This is a genomic window from Deinococcus sp. LM3 (assembly GCF_002017875.1).
Classification (GTDB): Bacteria; Deinococcota; Deinococci; order Deinococcales; family Deinococcaceae; genus Deinococcus.
Genome location: NZ_MUFV01000001.1, coordinates 163,516 through 182,475, shown reverse-complemented (window position 1 = coordinate 182,475; position 18,960 = coordinate 163,516). Strand labels below are relative to the sequence as shown.

General features: G+C 70.7%; 21 protein-coding genes and 1 tRNA gene. 13 read left to right on the top strand and 9 right to left on the bottom strand.

The annotated features are described in order from the left end of the window. The first annotated feature begins 145 nt into the window (after positions 1-145). From hutU to hutH, 5 genes are read left to right on the top strand one after another with little or no spacing between them, the layout of a single operon-like run. Complete coding sequence (gene hutU / locus BXU09_RS00850) at positions 146-1,831, top strand: urocanate hydratase (protein WP_078299747.1); 1,686 nt, start codon at positions 146-148, stop codon at positions 1,829-1,831. Next, a complete protein-coding gene (locus BXU09_RS00845) occupies positions 1,828-2,442 on the top strand; it encodes a hypothetical protein (protein ID WP_144011915.1) in 615 nt (204 codons plus the stop codon). The genes hutU and BXU09_RS00845 overlap by 4 nt, the downstream gene beginning before the upstream one ends. After that, the gene (locus BXU09_RS00840; RefSeq protein ID WP_078299738.1) at positions 2,439-3,377 is read left to right on the top strand and encodes an arginase family protein; all 939 of its coding nucleotides are present in this window, start codon (positions 2,439-2,441) and stop codon (positions 3,375-3,377) included. Before BXU09_RS00845 ends, BXU09_RS00840 begins: the two co-directional genes overlap by 4 nt. Then, positions 3,374-4,573, top strand: a complete 1,200-nt coding sequence (hutI, locus tag BXU09_RS00835) for an imidazolonepropionase (RefSeq protein ID WP_078299734.1) — start codon at positions 3,374-3,376, stop codon at positions 4,571-4,573. Before BXU09_RS00840 ends, hutI begins: the two co-directional genes overlap by 4 nt. 53 nt (positions 4,574-4,626) lie before the next feature. Then, positions 4,627-6,129: a histidine ammonia-lyase gene (hutH, locus tag BXU09_RS00830; RefSeq protein ID WP_078299730.1), complete on the top strand. Its 1,503-nt coding sequence runs from the start codon at positions 4,627-4,629 to the stop codon at positions 6,127-6,129. A 77-nt stretch (positions 6,130-6,206) separates the two neighbouring features. On the opposite strand, the gene BXU09_RS00825 is transcribed toward hutH, so the two are convergent. Next, positions 6,207-6,851 carry a histidine phosphatase family protein gene (locus tag BXU09_RS00825; RefSeq protein ID WP_168174533.1) on the bottom strand — a complete coding sequence of 215 codons (645 nt, stop codon included), beginning with the start codon at positions 6,849-6,851 and terminating at the stop codon, positions 6,207-6,209. Positions 6,852-6,980: 129 nt separating this feature from the next. Between BXU09_RS00825 and sdaAA the strand changes: the two genes are divergently transcribed. After that, positions 6,981-7,868, top strand: coding sequence for an L-serine ammonia-lyase, iron-sulfur-dependent, subunit alpha (gene sdaAA, locus BXU09_RS00820; protein WP_078299723.1), 888 nt, complete (start codon positions 6,981-6,983; stop codon positions 7,866-7,868). Positions 7,869-7,922: 54 nt separating this feature from the next. Here the strand turns inward: sdaAA and BXU09_RS00815 are convergent, their stop codons facing one another. The 5 genes from BXU09_RS00815 to BXU09_RS00795 form a co-directional block, all read right to left on the bottom strand. After that, positions 7,923-8,366, bottom strand: coding sequence for a hypothetical protein (locus BXU09_RS00815; protein WP_078299719.1), 444 nt, complete (start codon positions 8,364-8,366; stop codon positions 7,923-7,925). Between the two features lie 23 nt (positions 8,367-8,389). Further along, entirely contained in the window at positions 8,390-8,893 is a 504-nt protein-coding gene (locus BXU09_RS00810) for a hypothetical protein (protein ID WP_078299715.1), read from the bottom strand. Between the two features lie 23 nt (positions 8,894-8,916). Further along, positions 8,917-9,219, bottom strand: a complete 303-nt coding sequence (locus BXU09_RS00805; protein ID WP_078299711.1) for a PadR family transcriptional regulator — start codon at positions 9,217-9,219, stop codon at positions 8,917-8,919. A 226-nt stretch (positions 9,220-9,445) separates the two neighbouring features. Continuing rightward, on the bottom strand, positions 9,446-10,156 hold the full coding sequence (locus BXU09_RS00800) for an HAD family phosphatase (protein ID WP_240500868.1): 711 nt from the start codon (positions 10,154-10,156) through the stop codon (positions 9,446-9,448). Continuing rightward, positions 10,153-10,503 (bottom strand): histidine triad nucleotide-binding protein, encoded by a 351-nt coding sequence (locus tag BXU09_RS00795; protein WP_078299707.1) that lies wholly within the window; start codon positions 10,501-10,503, stop codon positions 10,153-10,155. Before BXU09_RS00795 ends, BXU09_RS00800 begins: the two co-directional genes overlap by 4 nt. A gap of 253 nt (positions 10,504-10,756) precedes the next feature. Here BXU09_RS00795 and BXU09_RS00790 point away from each other — a divergent pair, with 253 nt between their 5' ends. Continuing rightward, positions 10,757-11,692 carry a ferritin-like domain-containing protein gene (locus BXU09_RS00790; RefSeq protein ID WP_078299703.1) on the top strand — a complete coding sequence of 312 codons (936 nt, stop codon included), beginning with the start codon at positions 10,757-10,759 and terminating at the stop codon, positions 11,690-11,692. A gap of 227 nt (positions 11,693-11,919) precedes the next feature. Beyond that, positions 11,920-13,014: a crosslink repair DNA glycosylase YcaQ family protein gene (locus BXU09_RS00785; RefSeq protein WP_240500865.1), complete on the top strand. Its 1,095-nt coding sequence runs from the start codon at positions 11,920-11,922 to the stop codon at positions 13,012-13,014. A 3-nt stretch (positions 13,015-13,017) separates the two neighbouring features. On the opposite strand, the gene BXU09_RS00780 is transcribed toward BXU09_RS00785, so the two are convergent. Then, a complete protein-coding gene (locus BXU09_RS00780) occupies positions 13,018-14,055 on the bottom strand; it encodes a phosphotransferase (RefSeq protein WP_078299700.1) in 1,038 nt (345 codons plus the stop codon). Beyond that, positions 14,055-14,294 carry a hypothetical protein gene (locus BXU09_RS00775; RefSeq protein ID WP_078299696.1) on the bottom strand — a complete coding sequence of 80 codons (240 nt, stop codon included), beginning with the start codon at positions 14,292-14,294 and terminating at the stop codon, positions 14,055-14,057. Before BXU09_RS00775 ends, BXU09_RS00780 begins: the two co-directional genes overlap by 1 nt. Positions 14,295-14,576: 282 nt before the next feature. Between BXU09_RS00775 and glmM the strand changes: the two genes are divergently transcribed. Both glmM and BXU09_RS00765 read left to right on the top strand, forming a co-directional pair. Next, a complete protein-coding gene (gene glmM, locus BXU09_RS00770) occupies positions 14,577-15,911 on the top strand; it encodes a phosphoglucosamine mutase (protein ID WP_078304487.1) in 1,335 nt (444 codons plus the stop codon). Positions 15,912-16,071: 160 nt separating this feature from the next. Further along, positions 16,072-16,581: a hypothetical protein gene (locus tag BXU09_RS00765; RefSeq protein ID WP_078299691.1), complete on the top strand. Its 510-nt coding sequence runs from the start codon at positions 16,072-16,074 to the stop codon at positions 16,579-16,581. A gap of 140 nt (positions 16,582-16,721) precedes the next feature. Here BXU09_RS00765 and rpsT read toward each other — a convergent pair whose 3' ends face one another. Further along, positions 16,722-17,000 carry a 30S ribosomal protein S20 gene (gene rpsT, locus BXU09_RS00760; RefSeq protein WP_055363480.1) on the bottom strand — a complete coding sequence of 93 codons (279 nt, stop codon included), beginning with the start codon at positions 16,998-17,000 and terminating at the stop codon, positions 16,722-16,724. 218 nt (positions 17,001-17,218) lie between these two features. Between rpsT and BXU09_RS00755 the strand changes: the two genes are divergently transcribed. From BXU09_RS00755 to BXU09_RS00745, 3 genes are all read left to right on the top strand, one after another. Further along, positions 17,219-17,839: a RecX family transcriptional regulator gene (locus BXU09_RS00755; protein ID WP_078299687.1), complete on the top strand. Its 621-nt coding sequence runs from the start codon at positions 17,219-17,221 to the stop codon at positions 17,837-17,839. An 81-nt stretch (positions 17,840-17,920) separates the two neighbouring features. Further along, positions 17,921-17,997, top strand: a tRNA-Pro gene (locus BXU09_RS00750). A 101-nt stretch (positions 17,998-18,098) separates the two neighbouring features. After that, the gene (locus BXU09_RS00745) at positions 18,099-18,803 is read left to right on the top strand and encodes a metallophosphoesterase (RefSeq protein ID WP_078299684.1); all 705 of its coding nucleotides are present in this window, start codon (positions 18,099-18,101) and stop codon (positions 18,801-18,803) included. The last annotated feature ends 157 nt before the right edge of the window (positions 18,804-18,960 follow it).

Genomic DNA, 18,960 nt, shown 5'->3' with positions numbered 1-18,960 from the left:
GGATGGAAGATGGCGGCACAGAAATGGGCTGTGAGTTCTGAGCGATGGGCTCTGAGGACAACCACTGAAGCTTGTGCTTCAGCTTTGCCCCAACGCACAGCTCACGGCTCAGAGTTCACAGCCCCCACTCCCCGGAGGACCCCCCATGACCCAGCCCACTACCGAACCCGCTCCCGTCGTCCGCGCCCCCCGTGGCCCACACAAGACCGCGAAGGGCTGGGTGCAGGAGGCGGCCAAGCGCATGCTGATGAACAACCTCGACCCGGACGTCGCCGAGCATCCCGACACCCTCGTCGTGTACGGTGGGCGCGGCAAGGCGGCGCGCAACTGGGATGCGTACCACCGGATCGTGGAGACGCTCGACCGGCTGGAGGACGACGAGACGCTGCTGATCCAGTCCGGCAAGCCCGTCGCCGTGCTGCGGACGCACGAGTGGGCGCCGCGCGTGCTGCTGGCGAACAGTAACCTCGTGCCGCACTGGGCGAACTGGGAGACCTTCGACAAACTCGACCAGGCCGGGCTGATGATGTACGGCCAGATGACCGCCGGAAGCTGGATCTACATCGGCACGCAGGGCATCCTCCAGGGCACCTACGAGACCTTCGCCGGGGCCGCCCGCAAGCACTTCGGCGGCAGCCTGAGGGGCACCGTCACCGTCACCGCCGGGCTGGGCGGCATGGGCGGCGCGCAACCGCTGGCCGTGAAACTCGCCGGGGGTGTGAGCATCACCATCGAGATCGACCCGACGCGCATCCAGAAACGCCTCGACACCCGCTACCTCGACGAGGTCGCCACGAGCCTGGAGGACGCCATCGCCCGCGCCGAGCGGTACAAGGCCGAGGGCGTCGCCCGGTCCATCGGCGTGCAGGGCAACGCCGCCGACCTCGTCCCGCAGCTCGTGACGATGAACTGGACCCCGGACCTCATCACCGACCAGACCAGCGCGCACGATCCCATGTGGGGCTACCTGCCCCTCCTCGCGCCCGACGAGGACGCCGACAAACTCCGCACCGACCACCCCGACGAGTACAAGGGCCGCGCTTACGAGGCCATGGCCGCGCACGTCCGCTCCATCCTCGAACTCCAGCGGCGCGGCGCGGTCGCGTTCGACTACGGCAACAACCTCCGCCACCGCGCGCAGGAAGCGGGCGTGGAGAACGCCTTCGACTACCCCGGCTTCGTGCCCGCGTTCATCCGCGACTCCTTCTGCGAGGGGCGCGGTCCCTTCCGCTGGGTGGCCCTGAGCGGCGACCCCGAGGACATCCGCGCCACCGACCGGGCGCTGCTGGACCTCTTCCCGCACGACGAACGCCTGCAATCCTGGCTGACGTACGCCGCCGACCAGATCGCCTTCCAGGGCCTCCCCGCCCGCATCTGCTGGCTCGGCTACAGGGAACGCGACCGGGCCGCGCGGCTGTTCAATGAGATGGTCGCCGACGGCCGCCTGAAAGCCCCCATCGTCATCGGCCGCGACCACCTCGACGCGGGCAGCGTCGCCAGCCCCTACCGCGAGACGGAAGCCATGCTGGACGGCAGCGACGCCGTGAGCGACTGGCCCCTCCTGAACTTCGGCGTCGGCATCGCGTCGGGCGCCAGCTGGATGAGCTTCCACCACGGCGGCGGCGTCGGCCTGGGCTTTTCACAGCACAGTGGCCTCGTCATCGTCGCCGACGGCACCGAGGAAGCCGCCCGGAAACTCAGCCGTGCGCTGACCAACGACCCCGGCATGGGCGTCATCCGCCACGCCGACGCCGGATACGACCACGCCCTGAACGTGGCGCGGGAACGCGGCCTCGACCTCCCCAGCCTCGGCATACAGTCCGGAGAATGAACACTCCTGTTGCCCGCTCAGGCCTGCTTCGGCAAGCCGTTGCCACGACCCTGACCCTCGGCGCGCTGGCCCACGCGCAGACCGACACGCCCCCCACCCCTCCCGCCTACCCGGTGACACTGATCGGCGGCCGGGTGGTCTCGGTCAGCGCCCCGGCCCCTGACCCTCACCCGGATGGCGGGTGGATGGAATGGCAACTCGATCAGCGCCAGCCCAGCCTGGACGGCCGGTTTCACGCCCTGCTGTTCCGGCAGAGTTCCAACAACCCCAAGCACGACCCCATCGTCGTTCATCTCGTGAAGCCAGATGGTCGTGTCCTGCCGCTGAAGAACGGTGACGTGTTCGACGTGACCTGGATGCCGGACGGGCAGTACCTGCTGGGACGCGGCGGGAACACCCTGCGCCTGTGGAACACCAGCGGCGGCCTGCGCACCCGCGTCCTACCGGGCATGGAGGCGCTGGACGTGAAACCGGGCGTGGTGTGCGTCGCGACCCTTCCCGCCGGGAACACGGTGGGACTGATCGTGCAGCGGTTCCACGTTCCGTCGCTCCGCCCCCTCGGTGAGTACACCATCACGGGTGTTCCGACCAACCGGAGGTTCTGCCGATGACCCAGCCCACACACCTGCCCTACGGCGGAATATCCACCTTCGCCCGCGCACCCATCGTGCAGCCTGATGCTGACTGGACGGCGGACGTGGCCGTGCTCGGCATCCCCTTCGATATCGCGCTGGGCTTCCGCCCCGGCGCACGCTTCGCCCCGCGTGCCCTGCGGGAGGCGAGCCTGCGGAGCGTGCCCCCTTTCACGGGCCTGGACGGCGTGACGAGGCTGGCGGGCGTGACCTTCGCGGACGCGGGGGACGTGGTGCTGCCCAGCCTGGAGCCGGAACTGGCGCGGGAGCGGATCAGCGCGGCGGCGGAGTCCGTGCGGGACCGGTGCAGTCTGCCGGTGTTCCTGGGCGGGGATCACAGCGTCACGTATCCGATCCTGCGGGCCTTCGCGGGCGTGCCGGACCTGCATGTGGTGCAGCTGGACGCGCACCTGGACTTCACGGACAGCCGCAACGACACCCGCTACAGCAACAGCAGCCCTTTCCGCCGCGCCTGCGAGGAACTGCCCAACCTCGTGCACATCACGACGGTTGGCCTGCGTGGGCTGCGCTTCGACCCGGAAGCGGTCGCAGCGGCCCGCGCGCGGGGGCACGCCCTGATCCCCATGACGGACGTAGCGGGCGATCTGCCGGGCGTGCTGGCCCGCCTGCCACGCGGGAAGAACGTGTACCTCAGTGTGGACGTGGACGCCTTCGACCCCAGCGTCATCCCCGGCACGAGCAGCCCCGAACCGGACGGCCTGACCTACGCGCAGGGCCTGCGGATCCTATCGGAGACCGCGCGGCACAACACCATCGTCGGGCTGGACGTGGTGGAACTCGCCCCGAACCTCGACCCCACCGGCCGCAGCGAACTGCTGATGGCGCGGCTGATCATGGAGACGCTGTGCGCCGTGGACGAGTTCGGTTCCGCGCAGCCGGGGTGGACACGATGAGGGAAACTCTCTTCACGAACATCAGCCAGCTCGTCACGCCTGCACCGGGTGCGCAGCGCGGCGCGGCCATGCGCGACCTAGCCGTCATCCCCGACGCGGCGATGCTCGTGTCGGGCGGCGTGATCCGCTGGGTCGGCCCGTGCGCCGACGCTCCCGGCATGGTGCAGGAGTATGACCTGGGCGGCGTGGCGGTCGTGCCCGGCCTGATCGATCCACACACGCACGCGGTCTGGGCTGGCGATCGCCTTGCGGACTTCGAGGCTCGCGTGCAGGGCGTCCCGTACGAGGAGATCCTCGCGCGGGGCGGCGGCATCCGCTCCTCCATGTGGGCGACCGGGTCCGCCAGTGTCGACCAACTCGTGGCACTCGCCCGGCCCCGCCTCCGGGCACTGCGGGAGTCCGGCGCGACCACTATTGAGGTCAAGAGCGGGTACGGCCTGGATTTCGACGCCGAACGGCGGATGCTCTACGCCGTCCGCGCCCTCCAGTCTGAATTCGGGCTCGTGCCGACCCTCCTGATTCACGTCCCGCCCACCGGGGGCCGCGCGGAGTACGTGCAGGCGGTCTGCCACGACCTCATCCCCGGCGTGGTGCGTGAGGGGCTGGCGACGGCTGTGGATGTGTTCACCGAGCGCGAGGCGTTCACGGTGGATGAGACCCGCGCCATCCTCCAGGCTGCGCGGGCACACGGCCTTCAAACGAAGCTGCACGCCGATCAGTTCCACGCCATCGGCGGCACGGAACTGGCGTGCGAGCTGGGGGCGCTCAGCGTGGATCACCTGGAGGCGAGCGGCCCGGCGCAGATCGCCGCGCTGGCCGCGTCGAACACCGTGGCGACCATCCTACCCGGCGTGACGCTGCACCTGGGTCTGCCCGCCGCGCCGGGCCGCGCCCTGATCGACGCGGGCGCGGCGGTCGCCGTGGGCACCGACCTGAATCCCGGTTCGTCGCCCGTGTTCAGCACGCAATTTGCGCTGGCGCTGGCAGTGCGACTGTGCCGCCTCACGCCTGCCGAGGCGCTGACCGCCTGCACCGTGAACGCCGCCGCCGCCCTCGGCCTGAGTGACCGGGGGGCCCTCACCCCCGGCCAACGGGCCGATTTCCTCGCCCTGCACAGCCCCGACTGGCGCGACCTGCCCTACACGCTGGGCGCAAACCCGGTCCGGAACGTGTTCGTCAGCGGAAGTCCCGTCTGAGCCACCTCTATCAACCATCGACCATCCCCTATCAACCCTCCGAAGGAGCCCCCGTGATTCTCGATCAACACCTGTCCCTGTCTGATTTCCTGTCTGTCGTGCGTGGCGGCGAGGCCGTCCAGCTGGCCGATGCCGCGCGGGAGCGCATTCTTCGTGCGCGGGCGGTGATCGAGCGGATCGTGGACGGTCAGGCGGCGGTGTACGGCGTGAACACGGGCTTCGGGAAGTTCGCGTCCGTGCAGGTGCCGCGTGAGGGCCTGGAGGAGTTGCAGTTGAACCTGATCCTGTCGCACGCGATCGGGGTGGGGGAGAATCTGCCGGCCGAGGTGGTGCGCGGGATGCTGCTGCTGCGGGCGCAGTCCCTGGCGTTGGGGCATTCCGGCGTGCGGCCGGAGGTGGTGGAGCTACTGCTCTCGTTGCTGAACGCGGGGGCGCACCCGGTCATTCCGGCGCAGGGGAGCGTGGGCGCGTCGGGGGATCTGGCGCCGCTGGCCCATCTGGCGCTGGGCCTGATCGGGCTGGGCGACATGGAGTTCCGGGGGCAGGTGCGGCCGAGTGCGGACGTGCTCGCGGAACTGGGCCTGAGTCCACTGACCCTGCAGGCGAAGGAGGGTCTGGCCCTGATCAACGGCACGCAGCTGATGGGGAGCCTGCTGGCCCTGGCGGTCGCGGACGCGCGGACGCTGCTGGGCACGGCGAACCTCGCGGCAGCCATGACGGTCGAGGCGCTGTACGGCTCTCACCGACCGTTCCAGCCGGACGTGATCGGCCTGCGCCCCCACCCCGGCGCGGTCGGGGTGGCCGAGGAACTGCGTACCTTCCTGCGCGATTCGCAGATCGCGCCGTCACACGCGGTGGGGGACGGGAAGGTGCAGGACGCGTACTCGCTGCGCGCCGCGCCGCAGGTGCACGGCGCGAGCCTGGACGCCCTGGCGCACGCCGAGCGGGTGCTGGCCGTCGAGTTCGCGTCCGTGACCGACAACCCCCTGATCTTCCCCGACACCGGCGACGTGGTGAGCGGCGGGAACTTCCACGGGCAGCCGCTCGCCGTGACCATCGACGCGCTCAAGGTCGCGGTGGCGGAACTCGGCAGCATCAGCGAACGCCGCTGCGAGCAGCTCCTGAACCCGGCCCTGTCCGGCCTGCCGGGCTTCCTCGCGCCGCAGGGCGGCCTGAACAGCGGCTTCATGATCGCGCAGTACACCGCCGCCGCCCTCGTCAGCGAGAACAAGGTCCTCGCGCACCCCGCCAGCGTGGATACCATTCCCACCAGCGCGAACCAGGAGGATCACGTCAGCATGGGCGCGCACGGCGCCCGGCAACTGCGCGCCATCCTGGAGAACGTGCAGAACGTCATCGGGATCGAACTGCTGTGCGCCGCGCAGGCCCTCGACTTCCAGAACCTCCACGCCGGGCGGGGCGCGCAGGCCGCCTGGGAGCACATCCGGGCGCACATCCCCAACATGACCCGCGACCGCTACTACCGCCCGGATCTCCTGAAGATCGTGAAGATGGTCCGCAGTGGAGAACTGCTGCGCGTGGCGCGGGAGGCGTAGGCGACCCCTCACCCTTCCGTCGCTCCGCGACTCCCTCCCTCTCCCCAGGGGAGAGGGGCTGGGGGTGATGGGTTCCCTTACCGGTTCAGCCACTCCAGTCCGCCCACGCGGCCGTCTGCGGGCAGGTCGAGGAGGGCGGTGCCCAGGTGCGCGAGGTGGAAGGTCGGCGGTGTGTCGGTGACGGGCCAGCCGAGCGCGGCACGGATGAGCGCCCCGGCGAAGTCGTGATGCGTGACCAGCGCGACCCGGTCCTGGGCGTGGTGTCGGGTGCGGAGTTCCGTCAGGACGTGCGTGGCGCGGGCGTGGAAGAGGGGTTCCTCCCAGGCCTCCGCCCCGCCGTCCCAGGGTTGCCCGGTCAGGTGCGCAGGCCAGATCAGCGCCGGGCAGTGCGCGCTGAGGCTGGCGTGGTCGCCGCCCGTGACGGGAGTGAAGCCTCCGGCGGGGCCGGTGGTCAGGCCGCCGTACTCGTAGGCCCGTTCGATGCCGTGCGCGGGGAGGTTCAGCCGCGCGGCGATGGGTGCGGCGGTCTGCACGGCGCGGAGCATCAGGCTGGTGTACAGGTGCGTCACGCCGCCCAGGTCGGCGTCCTGCGCGAACTGCCGGGCGCTGGCGTGCCCGTGCGCGGTCAGGGGCGGGTCGGGTTGCCGCGCCTGCACGTAGTCGGGTCGGTCCTCGATCACGTTGTTCTGCGACTGGGCGTGGCGGATCAGCAGGAGCTTCACGGCTGCACCGTACATTGTCCGGGCGGCACGGACGACCTCATGCGGCGCTGATTCGGCTAGACAGGTCCGGCCTTAGGATGGGAGCCACTTCCCGATGCCCACGCTCCTCACGCCTCACCGAAGGAACCCATGACCACCCTCGACGACATCCTGAACGCCCCCGCCCCCGCCTCCGAGTGGATTCTCGCGCAGGACTGCGCCGAGACCGGCCTGCACCCCGACGACATCCGCACCGAGATGCTGCGCCGCATCCGCGAGATGCGCGACAGCATCCAGCGCGGCCTGAGCAGCGACGCCCGCAGCATCACCGGCATGGTCGGCTGGAACGCCAAGGGCCTCTGGGACGCCCCGGACGCCCTGAATGCGCCCCTGCTGCGCCGCGTGCAGGCCTACGCCATGGCCGTAAACGAGGAGAACGCCCGCATGGGCCGCATCGTCGCCGCCCCCACCGCAGGCAGTGCCGGCACCATTCCCGGCGCGCTGATCGGCGTGGCCGACCACCTCGGCATCCCGGACGAGCGGCTGGTCAGTCCCATGATCCTCGCCGCCGGGATCGGCAAGGCCATTTCAAAGCGCATGTTCATCAGCGGCGCGGCGGGTGGCTGTCAGGCCGAGATCGGCAGCAGCGCCGCCATGGCCGCCGCCGCCATCGTCGAACTGATGGGCGGCACGCCCCGCGCCGCCGTGCACGCCGCCAGCATGGCCCTCATGAACACCATCGGCCTCGTCTGCGACCCCGTCGGCGGGTACGTGGAGGTCCCCTGCGTCAGCCGCAACGCCTTCTACGCCGTGCACGCCGTGAGTGCCGCGCAACTCGCGCTGGCGCAACTGGAATCCTTCATCCCCCCTGACGAGGTCCTGGGCGCGATGGCCAGCGTGGGCCGCATGATGCCCGCCGCGCTGCGCGAAACCGCCGACGGGGGCCTCGCCCAGACGCCCACCGGACTGGCCGTCACCGCCCGCATGGAAGGCAAGGACGGGGACTCGGGCGGCATGATCGAACTCCCGCTGGCGTAAGCGAACAGAAGCGGGCCGACCTGAATTTCAGGTCGGCCCGCTCTCGTCACGGATTCAGACGGTGCGGGAACGACGCACCGCAGCCCAGCTCTGCACACTCCCCGCCGCGCACGCTGCGATCACGGCCAGCACCGTCACCCCCTGATTGGCCACCCCCGGATCACGCGGGGCTGCGTCACCCAGCGTGGCCTGTAACGCCACCAACGCCAGCCACGCGCCCGGCAGGAACGCCAGCGCGCCCGCCCCGGCCTCCAGCGGCCCCACACGGCGCAGGCCCAGCAGGGCGCCCAGTACGCCCGACCCGACCATCACGCCCAGCCACAACTGATCCGGGGCATCGTGCTGCCAGAAGAACTGGGTCAGCCCCACCAGGCCCACGCCCAGCCCGGCGAACACGGCCGCTGCCACACCCGCGCCGCGCCACCCGAACCGTCCCGCCGCCAGTTTCGTCTGCATGGCCCACGACTGGTCATTCACGCTGTCGGCCTCGTTGCGCATGGCGGCCCTCCACTCTTCGGGCGTCACGAGGGGTTCCGCAGGCGTGTCCAGCCGACCTGCACGCGCCGGTACAGGCCCATGCCTCCCAGCGTGAGACCCGTGACTCCCAGGGCCGCGAGGATCAGTGCGGCGGGGGAGGGAGGCTGTGCGGCCCAGCCGGGCAGCAGGTCCGACACTCCAGGCAGGTGCGACAGCAGGCCCCACCACAGCGGTGTGGTCAGGAACGCGGCGGCCACCGCGCCGGGCCGCGTTCGGTCGGCCGCGAGGATCATCCCGGCGATCAGGGGGATCAGGCCGGCGTTCAGGCCCAGCCACCACTCCTGCGAGGGGCTCGGGACGCGTGTGCCTGCGCCGGTCAGCAGGTGCGCTGCCAGGATCAGGCCCACCAGGGACACCGTGACGCCCAGAGCAGCCCCGGTTGCGAACAGCACGTCACCGGGCGCGGTCCGGCGCGGCAGGAGGGCGGCGGCCCGCCGCGTCTGGGCGGCCCAGCGGGCGTCCTCGGTGCTGTCCGCTTCGTTCTGCATGCCGGTTCTCCATTCTTCGGGGGTCATGTCAGGGCTCCTGTGGTGTGGGTGGCGGTGCCCGGTTCGTGGCGGTCGCGGGCCAGTTGCAGGCCGCTCTGGGTCAGGCGGTAGATGTGGCGGGGGGGTCTGCCGGGGTGGGGGGAGTCTTCCCACTGGGCGTCCAGGTGGCCCTGTTCGTGCAGGCGTTGGAGGATGGGGTAGAGGGTTCCGCTTTTCAGGTTGGTGCTTCTGCTCAGGTCGTAGCCGTAGGTGTGCGCGGGGTAGGTCTGCTGGAGGGCGTGCAGGACGGCTTTCGTGTGGGGGCTGGAGTTGGGTGGGCGCGGCATACCCCATTAACAACATATGTAGAGTTTCCTGTCAAGGGGGAGCAGGGCCACCGGCCGCCCCGCCCTTCATACGAACTGCCGTCTGTTTCGCTGGCAACCCGGAAGGTCGCCGGGTTGCCAACTCCACGCCTGGAGGGGCGTTTTTCTCCTACTCTGCGGCGCAGCTCTACGAGTCGCATCCGCTCGGACCCAGCGGGCTTTGCAGCCCATTCAATCGGAGTCCGTATCAGACCGGAACGGCCAGCCCCAGCGCCTCCTGCAACTGCGTGTGCGAGGTCACCACGCGGCTGACTCCGGCGGCCAGCAAGTGCGCGGCGTCGTCCGGGTGGGCGTGCCCGGTGGCGAGCAGGCCGATCACGGTCGCGCCGGCCCGCACGCCCGCCGTGGCGCCGGGAACGCTGTCCTCGACGACCACGCAGCGCGTGATGTCCGCACCGATCTGCGCGGCGGCGAAGGCGTACAGGTCCGGTTCCGGCTTGCCGCGCCCGCCCACCCACGACGGGTCGTAGGCGTGCGCGCCCACCAGCCCCGCCAGTCCCGCCGAGGCGAGTTTCATGTGCAGCCGCCCGCGTTCGCTGTTGCTGCCCACCGCGAACGGCACGCCCGCCCGCCGCAGGGCTTCCAGCGTGGCGCGCGCGCCCTCGATGGCGTCCAGGGTGTCGAAGGCCGCGTTGAAGCGGTCTTCCAGGGTGGGCAGGAACGCGTCGGTGGGCGTCCAGCCGTGCAGGTCGCTCAGGCGCACCAGCACGTTCGGGAAGGTCTGCCCGACCGCCAGGTGCGCGAAGTCGTTCAGGGGCAGCGGCAGGCCGTGTTCGGCCAGCGTGCGGACCCACACGTCCGCCGCCAGCGCCTCGCTGTCCACCAGTACGCCGTCCAGGTCGAACAGCACCGCGTCGAAGGTGCCGGTCAGCGCCGGGCCATGCGTGGGGGCGGTCACTGGCCCAGGCCCGTGTCGTCGGCCGGGCCGTTCTCCCACCCGGCCAGGATGTGCACGTGCGTGTGGAACACCATCTGGCCGCCGCCCGGGCCGCAGTTCACGACCAGCCGGTAATCCTGCGCGTGCTGCCGCGCGACCCGCGTGGCGGTCAGCCACAGCTCGCCCATCTCGGCGGCGTCCGTGATCTCGTCCACCCGCGCCGACACCTTCTTCGGAATGACCAGCAGGTGGATGGGTGCCTTGGGCGCGATGTCGCGGATGGCGATGTAGTGCTCGTCCTCGAACACGATCTGGCTGGGAATCTCGCGGGCGATGATCCGCTCGAACAGGGTGGGAGAGGCTGTCATGCGCCCCACTCTAGCCGCCGCGCCCGCACCGCCCGCCTGCCCGGATCAGCCCGCTTCTTTAGGGCGCGTTCATGTTACGCCGGGAGCCTGATCCGATCCGGAGTGCGCCGCATATACCCGGTTGTCAGGAAGGAACCGCGCGGCCCCCACCGGAAAGCCGCCGGTTCCACCCGAACACCCCAGCCAGCAGCCGCCCAGCGGAACGTCACGCCCGTGACGTCCACGGGTCACTGCGCCCACAGGAGAGACCACCATGGATAACCGCACCAGCACCGAACAGATCATCGCCGCCGCCACGAACGCCGACACCATGAACCGCCGCGCCGCCATGGGCTTCCTCGGCAAGATCGGCATGGGCGCCGCCGCCATGGGCCTCGCCGCCACCAGCGGCACCGCCGCCGCCGCGCCCGCCAAGGACATCGACGGGGCCGTCCTGAACTTCGCCCTGAACCTCGAGTACCTCGAAGCCGCCTTCTACCTCGCCGCCGTGGGCCGCGTGGACGAACTGCGCCGGATCGGCGGCGGCGCGAACATCATCCTGCCCGCCGGCCTCGACCAGAGCCGCGGCATGAACTTCAAGGACGCGAACGTGCAGGCCCTGGCCCGCGACATCGCCGAGGACGAACTGCAGCACGTCAAGTTCCTGTCCGGCGCGCTCGGCAAGGCCGCCGCCCCCCGCCCCGTCATCGACCTGAACGGGGCGTTCCGCGCCGCCGGGAAGGCCGCGTCCGGCGGGAAGATCGACGGATTCAACCCCTTCCTGAACGATTTGTTCTTCCTGCACGGCGCGTTCATCTTCGAGGACGTGGGTGTCACCGCCTACAACGGCGCCGCGACCCTGATCACCAACCCCGCGTACCTGCAGGCCGCCGCCGGCATCCTCGCCGTCGAGGCGTACCACGGCGGCGCCATCCGCACCATGCTGTACCAGCAGCGTCAGGTGAGCGCCGCCGCCGGACTGTACGTCGGGCAGGTCGTGCAGGCCATCAGCAACCTGCGCGGCTCGGTCGGCGGCATGAAAGACCAGGGCCTCAGCGACAACGCCGGCAACATGATCGTCGCGCCCGCCGACAGGAACGGCGTCGCCTTCGGCCGCTCCACCCGTGAAGTGCTGAACATCGTCTACCTGGCCCCCAACGCCACCAAGGGCGGCTTCTACCCCAACGGCCTGACCGGCAGCATCAAGTAAGACGGACTCCGATTGAATGGGCTGAAAATCCCGTTCAATCCGAGCGAAGCGAGTGAGAGAGAAACGGGTTCCGGACGTGAAGCTGACAAGTCGGCGATGTTCCGGGTTGTCAGCGAAACAAACGGAATCCGTAGGAGACGCAGGAGTCAGCAGGGGCAGGAAAGGGAGGCTGGGCCACTTGGTCCGCCTCCCTCCCTTGCGTCGTACCCGCACGTTACCCTGGCTGTGTGACTCTCGATCCCACCCTGGCAGCCCTGCGCGCGGCGGCGGCGCGCACGCTGGAACCGCAGCGGAGCGTGCAGGCGGCCCTGAACGCGATGGGTTTCGTGCAGGCCGACCCGATCCGCTCGCCGGCCCGCGCGCAGGACTTGACCCTGATGGCCCGCGTGCCCGGTTACCGTGCCGGGCATCTGGAGCGGCTGTACCCGACCCTGGACGCCGAGGAGGACATGCTGCCCAACTACGGCTTCATGCCCCGGGCGGTGCAGGCGCTGCTGCATCCGCGTGAGGTGCCGCCCACCCGCCTGGAGGCCGCGCACCCCGACCTGCTGCCCGAGGTGCGCGCCGCCGTGCAGGGCCGCGAGGAAGTGCACCCGCGCGAGGTGGCGCTGCGGCTGGGTCAGGGCCGTACCGTGAACGCCTGGGGCGGCCAGTCGAGCGCCACGACCCGCGCGCTGGACGTGCTGCACCGCCGGGGCGAGTTGCGCGTCACGCGGCGCGTGGGGGGCGTGCGGCTGTACGGCCCGGCCCCGCACCTGCGGGCGCTGCGCGAGTCGCCCCTGCCGGAACCGGAGCGGCTGCGGGGCGTGGTGCATCTGCTCGCGCGGCTGTACGGGCCGCTGCCGCAGGCGAGCCTGGGGTACCTGATCGGCCTGTCGCACTACGGTCTGCCGCACCTGCTGCCGCAATTGCGCGCCGCGTTCCGGGCGGCGGTGCAGGACGACCTGCACTCGGCCCGCGTGGACGGCCTGACGTACGTGTGGCTGCCTGAACAGGACCCCGCGCAGGCCCCGGCGCCGCGCGGCGTGCGGATCGTGAATCCCTTCGATCCGCTGGTGTGGGATCGTCGCCGCTTCGCGCACCTGCACGGCTGGACGTACCGTTTCGAGGCGTACACGCCCGCCCCGAAACGCCAGTTCGGGTACTACGCCCTGCCAGTCCTGCACGCCGGGCGGGCAGTGGGCTGGGCGAACCTGAGCGCGCAGGGAGGTCAGCTGCACACGGATCTGGGCCTCGTGCCCGGCGTGCGACAGACCGGCACCTTCACCCGCTCGCTGGACCGCGAACTCGACCGCTGGCGCGCCTTCCTGGGAGCGGACTGATCCTCACCCGGCCGGTTCCACCCACGCAGCCGTGACCTTCAGCGCCGCCTCGGCCGTGCCCCGCTCCGGCGTGCGGGCGGCCTGCCGCACCACCGACAGCAGATTCAGGGCCAGTCCCGCGCGTTCCTGCGCCGCCAGTTCCGTATCCGTCAGGCGCAGGCCGCAGCGGGCCAGTTCATCCCGGTACGCGCCGCGCAGCTCCGGGCCCAGGCGGGCGCGGTCGGCGGCGTCCAGGCGCACGGCCAGCAGGTGCGCGAGGTCCTCGCCCGGCACGCTGGCATGCACCTGCCCGTAATCGATCAGGACCGGCTCCGGCCCGCGCCACAGCACCTGCCCCGCGTGAATGTCGCCGTGGACCAGGGTCGTCAGCGGGGCCGCCGCCAGCAGCGCCGGCAGCTGCCCGGCGGCCTCCCGCGCTGCCCGCACCACCGGCTCTGGCAGCGGCGCGGGCCGTCCGTCCGGGCCGCTCAGACCGCCTGCTGCCAGCCCGGCGTGCATCCGGGCGGCGCGCTCCAGCACCCGCTCCAGCTGCCACGCCCACGGGCCGCGTAGCGCCGCCTGCCCCGGACCCGCCCAGAACGCGTGGTGCCGTGCCAGCAGCCGCGCGATCTCCAGCAGGGCCGCGCCGCGCGCCGCGTCGTCCTCAAACGCCCCCCAGCCGGTCGTCTCCTCGGTCAGGTCGCGGGTCAGCAGGTGCGCGTGCGGCGTATGCGCGGACTGCGCCGCGTGTCGGAACGGAGCGTGCGGCACCGGCGACAGCGGCGCGAGGTCGCGCAGGTACGCCGCCTCGCGCGTCAGGCGTTTCCAGGCGCGGCGGTCCCGCCAGCCGGCCGGGATGAACTTCAGGAACAGCGGCTCCCCGCCTGCGTTGAAGCGTGCGAAGGCCGCCCCCTCACCCACCCAGCTTTCCAGCGGGCGGCCCGCACCCGGAAACAGGGCGTGCAGGTCGCGCGGCCAGCGGCGGGCGTGCAGGATCACCGGCCCGTCGCCGCGCAGCACGGTCAGCGTGTCGGCCAGCGCGGCGGCCGGCCCTGCGCGCATCAGGCCAGCAGCGTCAGCAGGCCTGCCGCGCCGCCCGCCACGGTGACGGTCACCAGCGCGACCACGCCCAGGCAGCCCAGGCACCCGCCGCGCCGCTGCCGGTAGTGCCCGCGCCGTCCGTAATGGGCGCGGCCCCCGCTGAAACTGCTGCGGCTGTGACGCCCGCCGAGCAGCCCACCCAGACCGCCACCACGTCCGCTGCGACTGAACGAAAACGACCCGCCAGAGAATCCACTCATGCCTCCGGTACGCGGCTGCGCCCCGCCGGGTTGCCGGGACTGAACCCGGTGCAAGAAGACCGTTCCCGCTGGTCAGTCATGATACGGACTCCGATTGAAGGGGCTGCAAAGCCCGCTGGGTCCGAGCGAAGCGACTCGTAGAGCTGCTCCGCAGAGTGGGAGCAAAACGGGTTCCGGACGTGGAGCCGGCAATCCGGTGAAGTTCCGGATTGTTGGCGAAACAAACGGAATCCGTATGAGTCAGGTACTCACGGCACTCCCACGCGTATGATGGGCCTCATCATGAGTGAACGGAAGTACTTTGGAACGGACGGCGTGCGCGCCGTGGCGGGGGCCTTCCCCCTGACGGCCTCCTGGGTCATGCAACTCGGCGCGGCGGCCGGTGAGGTCCTCAAACAGCAGAACCCGCGCGCCAGCGTCGTGATCGGCAAGGACACCCGCCAGAGCGGCGACATGCTCGAAGCGGCCCTGGCCGCCGGCCTGACCAGCCGGGGCGTAAACGTCATCCACGTGGGCGTCCTGCCCACCCCCGGCGTCAGCTACCTGACCCGCCACCTGAACGCCGACGCGGGTGTGGTCATCAGCGCCTCGCACAACCCCTATGAGGACAACGGCATCAAGTTCTTCGGCGCGGACGGCCAGAAACTCCGGGACGCCACCGAACTGGAGATCGAGGCCGCCATCGACGGCGTGGACACCCTGCCACCCGTGACCGGCGTGGACCTGGGCGGCGTCACCAACTACGCCGAGGCCGAGCGCCTGTACGTCAACTACCTCAAGGCGCACGCCCCGGACCTGAGCGGCCTGCGGATCGCCATGGACTGCGCGAACGGCGCGGCGTACCGCGTGGGCCCGAAGGTCTTCCAGGCGGCCGGCGCTGATGTGTTCGCCGTGTACACCACCCCGGACGGCCGCAACATCAACCGCGAGTGCGGCAGCACGCACCTGGACCACCTGCAACGCATCGTGCGCGAAGGGAAGTACGACCTGGGCGTCGCCTTCGACGGGGACGCCGACCGCGCCCTGTTCGTGGACAGCCGCGGCAACGTCGTGCACGGCGACCACATGCTGCTGCTGAACGCCCGCGCGCGCGGCGAGAAGGCGGTGGTGACCACCATCATGGCGAACATGGCCCTTGAGGTGAAACTGAACGAGGCGGGCATCCCCCTGGAACGCACCGCCGTCGGCGACCGCTACGTGCACGAGCGCCTGCACGACCAGCACCTGACGCTGGGCGGCGAGCAGAGCGGTCACATCCTGTTCCTGGACGTGTCGCCCACCGGGGACGGCGTGCTGACCGCGCTGCTCACGCTGGCCAGCATGCGCGCCACGCAGACCACGCTCGACGAGCTGCACGACGACCTCGTCATGTACCCGCAGACGCTGGTGAACGTGCGCGTGGCCGACAAGAAAGCCATCGCCGTGGACCCCGCCGTGCAGGCCGCCGTGACCGACGCCGAGGCGAAACTGCACGGCAAGGGCCGCGTGAACCTGCGCCCCAGCGGCACCGAGAACCTGATCCGCGTGATGGTCGAGGGCCAGGACGCCGCCGAGATCCACGAGATCGCCCGCGTGCTGGCCGGCGTGGTCGAGACGCGCGGTGCGGTCGCCCGCTGACCTGAATCTGACCGCCGGGGGGCCGCAGTGGGGGATGAATGCCCCCAGCGGCCCCCACGCAGCTCATGAACGCCCGCAGTAATCATGGAAGGCACAGGCGCCCACAGACCGGACGCCGCCCCCACCCCCCTGCGCGCACTTCACTTTCGGAGGTTCCACCATGTCCCACCTGATCCGTACTGTCCTGCTCGGCGCCGCTGTTCTCGGCACGCTCGCCGGTGCCGCCGCCACCACCCCCAGCCCCCTGACCCTGACGGCCGCGAACCTGGTCGTCACGCAGGAAACCCGCGACGGCAAGAAAGTTGAGGTCCTGACCGACGCCAGCAAGACTCAGGTCGTGCCCGGCAGCGTCCTGTCGCTCACGCAGACCTTCAAGAACGTCAGCAAGGGCGTCCTGAGCAGCATCGTCCTGAACATGAAAGTCGACCCGGCCACCACCTTCCAGCGGGCGACCTGCACGGTGGGCGGCGTGACCACGCAGTACAGCACCGACGGTAAGACCTTCGCCGCCGCGCCCCTCATGAAGACCGTGACGGTGACCGAGAACGGCAAGACCGTGCAGAAGAAGGTCGAGGTCAAACCCAGCGAGTACACCGCTGTCCGCTGGAATATCGCGCGCCTGACCGCCGGGCAGGAAGGCACCTGCGCCATCCGCGTTACGGTCAAGTAAGCACCAGCCAGAGCAGCGTCAGGCAGGCGGCGACTCCCGAGGGTGGGAGTCGCCGCCTTTTTCGCGGCTCGGCTGCGACAGGCAACGCGAAACCCCGCCTCACCGCTGGGGTGGGACGGGGTTTCGCGTTGCCTGTGGGCTCAGCCCTGCTGGGCGGCCTTGGCCTTGTTGATAGCCTTGGCGAGGCGGCTCTTCTTGCGGGCCGCGGCGTTCTTGTGCAGGGTGCTGCCCTTGGCGGCCTTGTCGATCAGGCTCTCGGCGCGCGCCTGCAGGGTGTTCAGGTCCTCGGCGCCGGTCTGGGCGGCCACCACGGCCTTCTTGGTGAAGGTCTTGATGGTGCTCTTGCGGCTGCGGTTGGTCATGCGGCGCTTGAGGCTCTGGCGGTGACGTTTCTGGGCGGACTTGTGACGAAGGGCCATGTGATTTCTCCTTTTCTCCCGCCGCCGGTCTGGCGGTGCGGGGCGGTTCCCACGCGGGGGAACACGAGCGTCCGGACGCGGTACTTCGCGGTACTTCCGGCGCGCCGGACCTGCGCGCCACGCTGGGCGAACGGGTCCGGGCTGCCACCCGCGCGGGGTGGGCAACCTCGTGACTATACCTGCCTTTGCGGGCCGTGGCAAGCGGCATACTGTCGGGCATGACCGGACGATACAGACCCGGACGCCGCCCGGCCCGCACGCCCGACGTGGGCCTGGAGGACACGCTGCCCGCCCGGCCCGCGCGGGAACGCACCCCGCAGGAGCAGCGCGACGCCCTGATCGGCTACGCCTTCCGCGCCCTGGGCCAGCGGGCGCTGACGCAGGCGGAACTGCGGGCCAAACTGGAGAAACGCAGCGAGAACCCCGACCTGATCGCCGAGGTGCTGGCTCGCGTGCAGGAACTCGGCTACCAGGACGACGCGCAGGTCGCGCGGGTGGAAGGGTCGCGGCGCGGCGTGGGAGAACTGCGCGTCCGTCAGACTCTCAAACGCCGCGGCCTGACCGACGACCTGATTCGCGAGACCGTGGACGCCCGCGACCCCGACGACGAGACGCAGGTCGTGCGCGAACTCCTGCAACGCCGCTGGTCGTCCTTTGCCCGCAAGCGTGATCCGCAGGCCAGCGCCTTCGGGTTCCTGGCGCGGCGCGGCTTTACCGGGAACGTCATCTGGCCCGCCATCCGCGAGCACGTCGCCAGCCTGCCGGAAGGGGAGGACCCGGAAGAGGAGTTGCTGGACGCCCCCGGGGACAGCCCGGAGGACTGGAACGACCCGGAATGACCCGCCCCGCCGCGCTTGACACCCCGCAGGACGCCGCGTAGACTACCCCCTGCCCAGCAACAGCCGGGCGGTGGTCGGGTTCGGGGCGTAGCGCAGCCTGGTAGCGCACGTCGTTCGGGACGACGGGGTCGGAGGTTCGAATCCTCTCGCCCCGACCATCATCAGAAGAGAAGGCCCTCCCGTATCCTGCGGGGGGCCCTTCTGTTACCCGCCCCGCCCCTTCGCCCCCCCGCCCGAGCCCGGAGACGACCCAGACCCCATGCGCGTGTACGCCATTGCCGACCTGCACCTCGCCACTGTCACCCCGAAACCCATGACCGTCTTCGGACCGAACTGGGCCGGGCACCCGCAGGCCATCTTCGACCAGTGGCGGGAACTCGTTCGCCCGCAGGACCTCGTGCTGCTGCCCGGCGACCTGTCCTGGGCCATGCGCCTCCCGGACGCCATGACCGACCTCGCGCCCGTCGCGGCGCTGCCCGGCACCAAGGTCCTGCTGCGCGGCAACCACGACTACTGGTGGCCCACCGCCGCGAAACTCCGCGCGGCGCTGCCTCCCGGCATGCTGGCCGTCGTGAACGACGCCGTGCGCGTGGAGAACGTCGTCGTGTGCGGCTCGCGCGGCTGGCTCACGCCCGGCCACGACCCCCTGAGCGACGACGACACCCGCCTCCTGACCCGCGAGGCCGAACGCCTCAGCCTCAGCGTGAAAGCCGCCCGCGCCCTGCGGCAACCCGGCGACCACCTGATCCTGATGCTGCACTACCCGCCCGCCACGCCCCCGTACCCCGCCAACCCCATCACCCGCGTCATCGACGACGCCCGCCCCGACCTGATCGTGTACGGACACCTGCACGGCGTACCGGTGGAACGCAGCATGCGGCACGTCGGCGGCATCCCCGCGCACCTCGTGGCGGCCGACGGGCTGAAATTCAGGCCCAGACTGCTGCTGGACACAGGGGACTGATACGGACTCCGATTGAAGGGGCTGCAAAGACCGTTCAATCCGAGCGAAGCGAGTGGGAGAGAAACGGGTTCCGGACGTGGAGCTGGCAATCCGGTGAAGTCCCGGATTGTCGGCGAAACAAACGGAATCCGTATGACCCACACCCGGATCCTGGGGC